We start from the raw sequence: 11,647 nt of genomic DNA on the forward strand, positions 1-11,647 counted from the left end.
GAGGGGAGATGCACAGGATCCTCTTCCGCTGGCTGCTCGGCGCCGTCCCCGTGGTGTTCGGCGTCTCGGCCCTGACCTTCGTACTGACCAGCCTGGTTCCCGGCGACCCCGGTCGCACCATCCTGGGAGCGAACGCCAGCCCGGCCCAAGTAGCCGCGATGGACAAGCAGCTGGGGCTCGACCAGTCCCTTCCCGTGCGCTACTGGGACTGGCTGACCTCCGCGCTGCACGGGAACCTCGGCGACTCGATCACCTCCGGCGTGCCGGTGAGCGACCAGCTCACCTCACGCCTGGGGGTGACCCTCTCCCTGATCGGCGGCGCCATCCTGGTCGCCGCCGTGGCGGGCGTCTGCCTCGGCGTCGTCAGCGCGCTGAAGGGCGGCCGGCTGGGGCGCGCCGTGGACGGCGTCTCCCTCGTCGGACTGGCCGTGCCCAACTTCTGGTTCGGGCTCGTGCTCGTCTCGGCGCTGGCCGTGCGGCTGCCGGTCTTCCCCGTCTCGGGCTATGTGCCCTTGACGGAGTCTCCGGTGCAGTGGTTCGAGTCACTGGCGCTGCCGGTGCTGACCCTCGGGGTACCGGCCACCGCACCGGTCGCCAAGCAGACCCGGGACGGTGTGCTGAACCAGCTGAACCGCGAGTACGTCCGGGTCCTGCGGGCCCGGGGCATCCCGGAGCGGTCGGTGCTCTTCCGGCATGTGCTGCGCAACGCGGCCGCGCCGATCGTCACGGTGCTCGGCGTGGTCGTGGTGACGCTGTTCGGCGGCACCGTGCTCGCCGAAACGCTGTTCGTGATGCCGGGGTTGGGCGGGCTGGCCGTGACCGCCGCCTCCACCCAGGACATCCCCATGGTCCAGGGTGTCGCCCTCGTCTTCACCGTCACCGTCATGCTGATCAACCTGCTGATCGAAGTGGTGTACACGATGCTCAACCCGAAGGTGCGGACATGAAGGGCTTCGTCCGCAAACAGGCGGCCTTCGTCTCCGCCTGCTACCTCGCCCTCGTCATCCTCGTCACTCTGCTGGCCGGCTGGCTCGCTCCGTACGACCCCGACGAGCAGGACCTGACCGCCGCACTCCAAGGCCCGAGCGGCTCCCACTGGCTGGGCACCGGCGAGCTGGGCCGGGACGTCCTCAGCCGGCTGATGCACGGCGGGCAGATCACCCTGCTCGGCGTGGTCATCACCCTCGCCGTGTATCTGACGCTCGGTGTCCCGGCCGGCATGGTCGCCGGATACCGGGGCGGCTGGTTCGACCGGCTGGTCCTCAAGAGCGCCGACCTGATCTCCGCCGTCCCCGTCATCATCGTGCTGCTGGTGGTCCTCTCGGTCTTCATGAACGACGAGAGTGCCGCCATGGTGGCCAACGGCCTGCTGGGCGCACCTCTGCTGGCCCGGGTCGTCCGGTCGGCCACCCTCGGCGTGAAGGAGGAGCTCTACGTCCGTGCCGCCGTCGCCAGTGGCATCCGTGACCGGGTGATCATCCGTCGGCACGTCCTGCCGCGCGTCACCGGTGTCGTCCTCGTCCAGGCGTCCGTGTACGGCGCGTACGCCGTGCTGCTCGAGACGGGGCTCGGTTTCCTCGGTGTGGGGACCACCGAGGCGAGCTGGGGCAGCATGGTCGCCGAGGCCTCGAAGAACCTCGGCACCGATCCGTGGCTCCTGGTGCCCTCCGGCTTCATGATCATCAGCTTCATCCTGGCGCTGGGCCTGATCGCCGACGGCCTGCGCGACACGCTGGCCGAACGGTACGCGCCGCCGGCCGACAGGCCTCCGTCCCGCCGCCGCGCCAAGGCGGCCGCGCCGGCGAAGGTCCCCGCCGTCCGCAGGGCCCGGGAGGTCGAAGAGCCCGTCGCCGACGCGCTGTTGTCGGTGCGCGGCCTGACCGTGACGCTGCCCGTCGAGGGCGTTCCGACCGACGTCATCCGCGAGGTCTCCTTCGACCTGCGCTCCGGTGAGGTGCTGGGCATCGTCGGCGAGACCGGCTGCGGCAAGACGATCACCGCGACCTCCGTGCTCGGGATGCTCCCGGCGGGCGGCGAGATCTCGGCGGGCCGTATCGCCTTCGAGGGCACGGACCTCGCCCGCGCCGACGCGGCGACCCTGCGCCGGGTGCGGGGCCGTCGTATCGGATGGATCTCCCAGGACCCCATCGCCGGCCTCGACCCGTCCTTCACCGCCGGAGCCCAGGTCGCGGAAGCCGTCCGCGTCCACACCGGCTGCTCCCGCAAGGAGGCGCGGCAGCGGGTGCTGGAGCTGTTCGAGAGGGTACGGCTGCCGGATCCGGCCCGGGTCGCGGGCAGCTACCCCCACCAGCTGTCCGGTGGCATGGCCCAACGGGTGGGCATCGCGGCCGCGTTGGCCGGTGACCCGGCCCTGGTGATCGCCGACGAGCCGACGACCGCTCTCGACGTCACCGTGCAGGCGGAGATCCTCGATCTGCTGCGGGAGCTCCAGGCCGGCGGCACCGCCGTCATCCTCATCACCCACGACTGGGGCGTCCTGGCCGACCTGTGCGACCGGGCCGTCGTGATGTACGCCGGCGAGGTCGTCGAGGAGGCCGAGGTGACCGACCTGGTCACCGCGCCGGCCCACCCCTACACGGCCGGGCTGCTGAAGTCCGACCCGCACCACGCCGTGCCGGGCGAGCCGCTGCCCGCCGTCGAGGGCGCCGTACCCACGCCGTCGAAGTGGCCGGTCGGCTGTCACTTCCAGAACCGCTGTCCGCGCGTGACCGAGGAGTGCAGGACGAAACCCGTGGTCATCTCCCATCTGACCGAGCTGGAGCGGTCCACGCGGTGCCTACGGCCGCTCGAACCGATCGGAGGAGCAGCCCATGAGTGACTCCCTGTTGGAGGTGCGCGGCCTGACCGTCTCCTACCACCGCTCGCGCCGCCGCGGCGGCGACGTCCACGCCGCCCGGGGCGTCGACCTGACGGTGGGCCGCGGCGAGACCGTCGGCCTGGTGGGCGAGTCCGGATCCGGCAAGTCGACCATCGGCTCGGCGGTGCTCGGGCTCGTGCCCGCGACCGGCGGCACGGTGAAGTTCGACGGAACCGACATCACGCACAGCTCCCGCGCGGACCGCCGTATGCTCGCCCGCCGGATGCAGGTGGTCTTCCAGGACCCGTACGGGTCCATGAACCCGGCCCACACCGTGGGCGACACCCTCGCCGAGGCCCTGCGGTACAACCTCGCCCTGCCCGCGGACGAGATCAAGCAGCGGATCCTGCGCGCCCTCGACGACGTCGGGCTGCCGCCCGGCGCGGCCCGCCGCCATCCGGGGGCCTTCTCCGGCGGGCAGCGCCAACGCATCGCCATCGCGAGGGCGTTGGTGATGGAGCCCGACTTCGTCGTGTGCGACGAGGCCGTCAGCGCGCTGGATCTGTCGGTGCAGGCCCAGGTCCTCAACCTGCTCGCCCGCCTCAAGCAGACCCGTGGCCTGAGTTACCTGTTCATCTCGCACGACCTGGCCGTGGTGCGCTACCTCAGCGACTCCATCGTCGTGCTGTATGCCGGGCGTGTGGTCGAGAGCGGTCCTGCGGCCCTGGTGGCCGGCTCTCCGGTCCACCCGTACACCAGGGCGCTGCTCGCCGCGGCACCGGTCCCGGATCCGGTGGTCCAGCGCCGGCGCAGGGCCGAGCGGCGGCACGCCCCGGCCTCCGCCCCGGCGTCGGGCCGTACCGGTCAGGGCTGCGCCTTCGCTCCCCGCTGCCCGTTCGCGCAGGAGGACTGCTGGACCTCCCGGCCCGAACTCGTCGACCGTGACGGCGTCGCCGTGGCCTGTCACCGACGCGACGAACTCCTGGCGGGCACGGCCCTGACCGGCGGACGGCCGACGGCCGCCTGACCGCACGACGCCCCCTCTCCCCGTCTCCTCCCGCATCACTACGCTCACAAGGAGCACGATGACCACCACCGCCCCCGCCCCGCTCGACGTCGCCGAGCTGCTTCCCGACGCCACGCACCTCGTCGGCGGCGAGTGGGTCCCCGCCCGTTCCCAGGCCACCATCGACGTCGTGAACCCGGCCACCGGCGCGTTGATCGCCCGCGTCCCGCGCGGCACCGCCGAGGACATCGACGACGCCGTACGCGCCGCCGAGGCCGCTCTGCCCGCCTGGCGCGACACCAGCCCCGCCACTCGCGGCGAACTCCTTTACCGCTGGGCCGAGTTGGTGCGCGAACACGACGACGACATCAACCGGCTGGAAGCGATCGAGGTCGGCCACCCCGTCGGCCCCTCCCCCATCGCCGCCCGGCTGACCTACCTCGCCGGCAAGGCCGACAAGGTCTTCGGCGACACCCTGCCCACCCGCTCGCCGGACGTCCTGGGACTGACGCTGCGCGAGCCGTACGGCGTGATCGGCGCGATCATCCCGTGGAACGCGCCGGGCCCGATGACCGTGTTCAACACCGCCGCCCCGATCGCCGCCGGCAACACCGTCGTCCTCAAGCCCGCCGAGGACGCCCCGCTCACCGCCCTCTACCTGTGCCGGCTGGCGCAGGAGGCGGGCATCCCGCCCGGCGTCCTCAACGTCGTCACCGGATACGGCTCCGAGGCGGGCGCCGCCCTGCCCGAGCACCCCGGCATCCGCAAGATGAGCTTCACCGGCTCCCCCGCCACCGGCACCGCCGTGATGGAGGCCTGCGCCCGCAACCTCATACCGCTGCAACTGGAGTTGGGCGGGAAGTCGCCGCAGATCGTGCTGCCCGACGCCGATCTCACCAAGGCCGTCCCGGCGATCGTCCGCAGCATCGTCATGAACAGCGGCCAGGTCTGCGCGGCCGGCTCGCGCGTCCTCGTGCACTCCTCGCTCCACGACCGGCTGGTGGCGGAGGTCGCGGAGTCCTTCCGTGCCGTGCGCGTCGGACTGTGGGACCAGGCCGTCGACATGGGACCGCTGATCAACGCCCGGCAGGAGAAGCGGGTGCTGGACTACCTGGCCGTCGGGCGGGAGGAGGGCGCCGAAGTGGTCGTGGGCGGTGGGAAGTTGACCGGTGAGCCGTACGACGGCGGGTACTTCGTCGAGCCGACCCTCTTCGACCGGGTCAGCCCCGGGATGCGCATCGCCCAGGAGGAGATCTTCGGTCCGGTGCTGTCCGTGCTGACCTACGAGGACGAGGAGGAGGCCGTCGCCATCGCCAACGGCACCCGATACGGCCTGACCGCCACTGTGTGGACCCAGGACATCGGCCGCGCCGTCCGCCTGGCCCGGCGGGTCCAGGCCGGTCAGGTCGCCGTCAACACGGTCGGCGACGGCGGACCGAACGGGTCGATCGGCACACCCTTCGGCGGCTACAAGCACAGCGGCTTCGGCCGCTCCATGGGCCCCGACTACCTGGAGGACTGGACGCAGGTGAAGGCGGTGGTGATCAACGCCGGATGAGACCGGTCAACGTCCGACAAGGCTTACCCCATGTGCCGAGCACCGGCTCCGGCACATGGGGGGGGTGGGCGGCTGGAGGCCGGGCGCGAGACTCTTCACGCCGGCCTGCTGGAAGGCCCAGGACTGAAAAGTCTGACACCATGCCTGGTTCTGTGACCAGTCCAGCCCGGGGACGGCGATCCTGTTTCCATCTCCCTTCCCGCAGTCTGCGGGCCCAAGGAGCGGAGGAAAGGAGCGGAGGAACACGAAAGAGCACGAAGGCACACGAGAGAACGTCAGGAACGCCACGGGAATCCGGCCACCGGTCTCTGGGCTCGCGCGGCCGCTATGAGGTCAGGCCGGTTTCGATGAGCTTGGCCGCGCGGCGGACGTCTGCGGTCACCGCCTCGTGAATCTGTGTCGGGGTGCGGTCTCCGTCCAGATGTTTCCCAAGGCTTCGGAACTGGATGGACCACAGTCCGAGCAGGGCAGTTGCCGCGATCTGCGGTTCAAGGTCTGGCACGCCGTCACCGACCCCCGGCTCATACCGTTATGGACCGCCACCGGGGCCGGGGCACGCCCGGAAGGGTTCACCACCACCGTCGGTGCCCGGTTCCGGTTCATCGCCAGGCCCAAGCCCGGGTGGAGCGGCATCGTCGACTGCGTCGTACTGGAGGTGGACGAGCCCCGGCTGCTGCGCTACTCGTGGACCGACCACGGCGGCGGTGAGACCACCGAGGTGGCCTACCGCGTCGAAGCTCATGGCACGGGAACGCGCTTCACCTACGACCACACGGGCTTCACCGGTGCGGGTCGGCTCCTGATGACCCAGATCCTGGGGCACGTCCGGCGGAAGATGCTGCGCGTCGGCCTCTCCGCCGTGCTGAACGATCTGGACGAGGATGGCAGACTCCTGCCCGGCAGCACGCTCAAGCCCAGGACCTGACCCTCAGGACGATGAGGAACCGGCCGGATTCAAGGTCGTACGCTCAAGGCGGGTGAGGCTGCCGTCGTGTACACGGCTGAGGAGCAGCAGCGAGCACGTGGCGCCGATCAGTGCGCAGAACATGTCCCACTGGGTGTCCCACACGTCGCCCTGAGTGGCGAGGAACGCGTCGGCCGCCTGTCCTCCCGTCACGGCCGCCGCCCACTCCAGCATCTCGAAGACCGCGCTGAAGGCGAGGCAGGCGCAGACAGTCAGCGGGGCGAGCCAACGGCTGCCGCGCAAGGGTGAGGTGCGGATGAGGAGTTCCCGCACCAGGATCGCCGGGACGAATCCCTGCATGAGGTGACCGAAGCGGTCGTAGGGGTTGCGCTCCAGTCCCAACCAGTCGCGCACCCACTCACCTGCGGGCACCTCCGCATACGTGTAGTGCCCGCCCACGACGAGGACCAAGGCGTGCACGGCCAGCAGGCAGCACAGCAGTTCGCTGAGCGGGAACCGCTTGCGCAGCAGGAGCGTCAGCGGCAGACCCACCATCACCCACACCGTCTCCAGCACCCAGGTGGTGGGGTCCTTGGCGCCCCACGCCGACGCCATCAGCGCGACACCGACGACGGCCACGAGGACGGCGGGCAGCCGACTGCCTGCGCGGCGAGCGCCCGTCCAGCCGGTGACCGGTGGTGCGTCCGACGACGGGCCGGCGAACGAGTGGAGTGGGGACATTGTCGGCTCCTGGTGTCTGGGGTGTCACCATCCTCGGACGGGTCGCGGATCGGCGGCATGAGTACGCCTACTCATCGCGCCGTGAGGCGTTGGGAGAGCTACCTACGCGGCTGCGCCCCGGCCCTGGCCGGGGTCCCTCGCTCAGCCCTCGTGGAAGGCCAGGTCCTCGGGCGGGTGGGGCATCTTCACCGTGGTTGAGGGTCGTCTGCACCAGTGGTGCGGCGACGACGATCACGCTGCCGCTCGTGCCGGGGTGTGCCCTCGCCGGCCAAGGCGATGCAGCGCTTGTCCTGGGCCGCGCCGGTGAACCCGATCCACCGCACCAGTTCGTCGCGGGCCTGGCGCGCGAACTTCAGTGGCCGGCTCACCTCGGGGCCGCCGCGCTGGAAGTGCGTCTCCTGACCGTGTGCGGCCCGGGAACCACCAGCTCCCACTCGGCGGGCCCGTCGAGGGTGAAGTGCACCGGTATCCCCTTCCGACCGGCCCCCGATGACCTGGTACCTGCCCGTGATCAGCAGCATCGGACACCCTGATAGGACGCCCGACTCGCACCCCAAGCGGCGCGAATCCCGCCCTGTACCGCACGCCACCGCCACCCCGGCTCACCCGTCCGGGGCCCGGATCTCCGCGGTGAGGACAGAGCGTGGCGCTTTCGCTGTACTGCCGACGCGCCGGATTCCGAGGGTCGCGCGCATGGACTCGTAGCGAAATCCGGTGAACACGTGACGGTCCGTCATGACGGCGACCCAGCCGCCTTCTTGGTGCGGCCCCCGGCTCCGCGTACGACGGCGTGTCCATCCGGCACGTCGTGCAGATGTCGTCCGGGTGCGCGGTGGAACGAGGACCACAGCGACCCGGGGTCCGACATCCGGCGGCTCGGCGCCGTCATGGCCGGCGTCGGTACGCTCGACGACTTCGTCGCGACCGCCGTCGCAGAAAGTGCGCTGGTGGCCCGGGCGACGGGCCGTTCGCACGGCGAGAACGTGCCAGTTGTGTGACCTCGACGCGACCGTGCCCGCGCCCGCGCCCAGCGTCGTCGTCCTCACGGCTTGGCGTCCGGTCGCAGCCGGAGTCCCTGCATGCCGCCGTCCACGGCGAGCGCGGTGCCGGTGACGGATGCCGCGGCGGGGCTCGCGAGGTAGACGATGGCGGCCGCCACCTCGTCGGCGGTGACCAGCCGGCCCAGCGGCTGGCGGGCGTTCAGGGCGGCGCGCTCGGCCTCGGGATCTTCCGCGGCGTCCAGCAGCCGGGCCACCCAGGGCGTGTCGGCGGTGCCGGGGTTGACGCAGTTGACGCGGATGCCCTCACGGACGTGGTCGGCGGCCATGGCCAGGGTCAGCGACAGGACGGCGCCTTTGCTGGCGGAGTACAGCGCGCGCTGCGGGAGTCCTGCGGTGGCCGCGATGGAGCAGGTGTTGACGACGGACGCGTGCGCGGACCGGCGCAGGTGGGGCAGGGCCGCCCGGGTGGTGCGGACCATGCCGACGACGTTGACGTCCAGAACGCGCTGCCACTGCTCGTCGGAGTTGTCCTCGACGGTACCGATGGCGCCGATGCCGGCGTTGTTGACGAGAATGTCGATGCCGCCGAGCTGCTGGGCGGCGGCTTCCACGGCGGCACGCACCGAGGCGTCGTCGCCGACGTCGGCCTTGACGGTGAGTAGCGGCTCGGGCACGCCGTCCGGGTCGAGGTCGAGCACGGCGACGGCCGCGCCCTGCGTGGCCAGCGCGCGGGCGGCGGCCAGTCCGATACCGGACGCGCCACCGGTGACCAGGGCCTTGAGACCGGACGCACCCATCACGTCACGGCCTCCTGTGCGGCGCGGTCGGCGACCCAGAACGCTCCGTCCGGGAAGCGGAACTCGGCGATGGACTCCGCCCGCATGGTCGAGGAGAAGCCCGGCGCGAGCGGTGTGACGTAGTGCCCGTCGCGGATCACCACCGGGTCCACGAAATGGTCGTGCAGATGGTCGACGTACTCGATGACCCGGTCCTCGGTGGTGCCGGAGAGCGCCAGGTAGTCGAACATCGACAGGTGCTGCACCAGTTCGCACAGCCCGACTCCGCCGGCGTGCGGGCACACCGGCACCCCGAACTTGGCGGCGAGGAGCAGGATCGCGAGGTTCTCGTTGACCCCGCCGACCCGGGCGGCGTCGATCTGGAGGACGTCGAGGGCGTCGGCCTGCAGGAGCTGCTTGAAGACGATGCGGTTCTGCACGTGTTCGCCGGTGGCGACCTTCACCGGCGCCACCGCCCGGCGTACGGTCGCGTGGCCGAGAACGTCGTCGGGGCTGGTGGGTTCCTCGATCCAGTACGGGGCGAACTCCGCGAGGGCGTTGGTCCACTCGATCGCCTCGTCGACGTTCCAGCGCTGGTTGGCGTCGATGGCGATCCGGATGCCCTCGCCCACGGCCGTACGGGCGGTGCGCAGCCGTCGGATGTCGTCGTCGAGGTCGGCACCGACCTTGAGCTTGATCTGGGTGAAGCCGTCGGCGACGGCCTGCTTGGCCAGCCGGGTGAGCTTGTCGTCGGAGTAGCCGAGCCAGCCCGGGGACGTGGTGTAGCCGGGGTAGCCGCGCTCCCGCAGGACCGTCTCCCGCTGCGCGAGGCCCGTACGGCCCTCGCGCAGAAGGGCGAGGGCGTCGGCGGGGGTGAGGGCGTCGGCGATGTAGCGGAAGTCGACCTGGGAGACCAGCCACTCCGGTGAGGCGTGGGCGAGCAGCTGCCACAGCGGCTTGCCCTCCCGCTTGGCCGCGAGGTCCCACACGGCGTTCACGACGGCGCCGATCGCCATGTGCATCACGCCCTTCTCCGGGCCCAGCCAGCGCAGCTGGCTGTCCCCGGTCAGGTCCCGGCTGAGCGAGCCCGGGTCGGCGCACAGCTCCGCCACGGAACGTCCCACCACGTGGTGGCGCAGTGCGTCGATCGCGGCGACCTGGACATCGTTGCCGCGTCCGATGGTGAAGGTGAAGCCGTGGCCTTCCAGCCCGTCACCCGCGTCGGTGCGCAGCACCACGTAGGCGGCGGAGTAGTCGGGGTCCGGGTTCATCGCGTCCGAGCCGTCCAGCTCCCGTGAGGTCGGGAAACGGACGTCACAGGTGTCCACCGCGACGATCCGGGCGGAGGTTGCAGTCACGGGGTGCCTTTCACGCTTGGCCGAAGATCTGGCGCTGGTCGCCCAGCCCGTCCACGGACAGCTCGACGGTGTCACCGGCACGCAGGAAGGGGGTGCCGGGCAGGCCCAGGGCGACGCCCGCGGGCGTACCGGTGTTGATCACGTCCCCGGGCTCCAGGACCATGTACTGGCTCAGGTACGACACGAGGTGATCGACCGGGAAGATCATGTCGCCGGTGTGGCTGTCCTGCCGCTTCACACCGTTGACACTCAGGTGCAGTCCGAGGTTCTGGGGGTCGCCGGCCTCGTCGGCGGTGACCAGCCAGGGACCGAGGGGGTTGAAGGTCTCGCAGGACTTGCCCAGGTCCCACTGCGGCGAGTACTCCAGCTGGAACTCGCGCTCCGAGACGTCGTGGCTGACCGCGTAGCCCGTGATCACCGCCCGCGCGGCGGCCGGCCCGTCGAGGTAACGCGCCCGGCGGCCGATGACGACGGCCAGTTCGACCTCCCAGTCCGTCTTCACCGAGCCTCGGGGAATCAGCACCTCGTCGTACGGACCCACCACCGTGCCCGGATCCTTCATGAACACCACCGGACGGGCGGGGATCGGCGCACCCGTCTCAGCCGCGTGGTCGCGATAGTTCAGGCCGACGCAGACGATTTTGCCGGGGCGGGCGACCGGTGCGCCGATCCGCAGACCTTCCGCGTCCAGTTCGGGCAGCGTGCCCTGCGCGACCGCGGCCCGGGCCCGCTCGACACCGTCCGAGGCGAGGAAGGCACCGTCGATGTCGGAGGCCACCGAGGACAGGTCAAGCAGCCGGCCGTCGTCGGTACGGACAGCGGGCCGCTCCTGACCGGGTGCACCGACTCGTAGCAGTTTCACTGGGCAACTCCCTTGCCGAGGTGGGGCGTTCGTTCTGGAATCGGCCGCAGGGCGGCGTCGATGGGCTGTGCCTCAGCTGTCACCGAGAAGGAAGAGTCATCGGATGAATGTCGGCATCGCGACTGTAGGCCCAAGAAGCGCGGCTGACAACACATAGATCGGATGTATCTGCGGGCTCCGAGTTGCCCAACAGCCGCCGCGCGCTTCGTGACCGGTATTTCCCCAGACGGGAGGGGATGACACCCCTGCCACCCTCCGATGAATACGGAGAACGGTCAAACCCCGGCGCGCCACGACGAGAGGCGACGAGCACGGCCCGTCTTCCCGCGCCACGGGGCATCACCGGGCATCACCGGGCGAGGGACACGGCCGCCCCGTTGCCGAATCGTGAGCCGGCAAGCATCCCCGTCCCTCCACCCATGGAGCGGAAAAAGTGCAGGTCAACTCTTGTCACGCAGAAGGGTGCGGCCTCTGACCGCGGCTCCGGGGTCGCCCCGGGCGCGGCGTACCGAAATTCCGGAGGACCGGAGTCTTGTCAAGCTCGGCAACGCCGTCGTAACGTCCTCGACGTCCGAGATACATCGGAGGAATACTTCGGATATTTCCGGCGCCTGCTTTCGGCC

Annotated in this window: 9 protein-coding genes; 5 read left to right on the forward strand and 4 right to left on the reverse strand. The window is 70.8% G+C overall.

Going from position 1 to position 11,647, the window contains the following annotated elements; genetic code table 11:
* Positions 1–8: 8 nt before the first annotated feature.
* The 5 genes from ABZ464_RS25220 (at position 9) to ABZ464_RS25240 (ending at position 6,307) form a co-directional block, all read left to right on the forward strand.
* On the forward strand, positions 9–947 hold the full coding sequence (locus tag ABZ464_RS25220; protein WP_359279993.1) for an ABC transporter permease: 939 nt from the start codon (positions 9–11) through the stop codon (positions 945–947).
* Complete coding sequence (locus ABZ464_RS25225; protein ID WP_359279994.1) at positions 944–2,839, forward strand: dipeptide/oligopeptide/nickel ABC transporter permease/ATP-binding protein; 1,896 nt, start codon at positions 944–946, stop codon at positions 2,837–2,839. Before ABZ464_RS25220 ends, ABZ464_RS25225 begins: the two co-directional genes overlap by 4 nt.
* Positions 2,832–3,845 carry an ABC transporter ATP-binding protein gene (locus tag ABZ464_RS25230; RefSeq protein WP_359279996.1) on the forward strand — a complete coding sequence of 338 codons (1,014 nt, stop codon included), beginning with the start codon at positions 2,832–2,834 and terminating at the stop codon, positions 3,843–3,845. The genes ABZ464_RS25225 and ABZ464_RS25230 overlap by 8 nt, the downstream gene beginning before the upstream one ends.
* 58 nt (positions 3,846–3,903) lie before the next feature.
* A complete protein-coding gene (locus ABZ464_RS25235) occupies positions 3,904–5,382 on the forward strand; it encodes an aldehyde dehydrogenase family protein (protein ID WP_359279998.1) in 1,479 nt (492 codons plus the stop codon).
* 421 nt (positions 5,383–5,803) lie between these two features.
* Positions 5,804–6,307, forward strand: a complete 504-nt coding sequence (locus tag ABZ464_RS25240) for an SRPBCC domain-containing protein (RefSeq protein WP_359280000.1) — start codon at positions 5,804–5,806, stop codon at positions 6,305–6,307.
* 3 nt (positions 6,308–6,310) lie between these two features.
* Here the strand turns inward: ABZ464_RS25240 and ABZ464_RS25245 are convergent, their stop codons facing one another.
* The 4 genes from ABZ464_RS25245 to ABZ464_RS25260 all read right to left on the reverse strand — a co-directional run bounded on the left by ABZ464_RS25245 (position 6,311) and on the right by ABZ464_RS25260 (position 11,024).
* Positions 6,311–6,901, reverse strand: coding sequence for a DUF2238 domain-containing protein (locus ABZ464_RS25245; RefSeq protein WP_359280036.1), 591 nt, complete (start codon positions 6,899–6,901; stop codon positions 6,311–6,313).
* 1,168 nt (positions 6,902–8,069) lie between these two features.
* Positions 8,070–8,825 carry an SDR family oxidoreductase gene (locus ABZ464_RS25250; protein ID WP_359280001.1) on the reverse strand — a complete coding sequence of 252 codons (756 nt, stop codon included), beginning with the start codon at positions 8,823–8,825 and terminating at the stop codon, positions 8,070–8,072.
* Complete coding sequence (locus ABZ464_RS25255) at positions 8,825–10,162, reverse strand: L-fuconate dehydratase (RefSeq protein ID WP_359280003.1); 1,338 nt, start codon at positions 10,160–10,162, stop codon at positions 8,825–8,827. Before ABZ464_RS25255 ends, ABZ464_RS25250 begins: the two co-directional genes overlap by 1 nt.
* Positions 10,163–10,172: 10 nt before the next feature.
* Positions 10,173–11,024: a fumarylacetoacetate hydrolase family protein gene (locus ABZ464_RS25260; protein ID WP_359280004.1), complete on the reverse strand. Its 852-nt coding sequence runs from the start codon at positions 11,022–11,024 to the stop codon at positions 10,173–10,175.
* Positions 11,025–11,647: the final 623 nt, after the last annotated feature.

Origin of the sequence: Streptomyces sp. NPDC005820 (assembly GCF_040630255.1) — a bacterium.
Classification (GTDB): domain Bacteria; phylum Actinomycetota; class Actinomycetes; order Streptomycetales; family Streptomycetaceae; genus Streptomyces.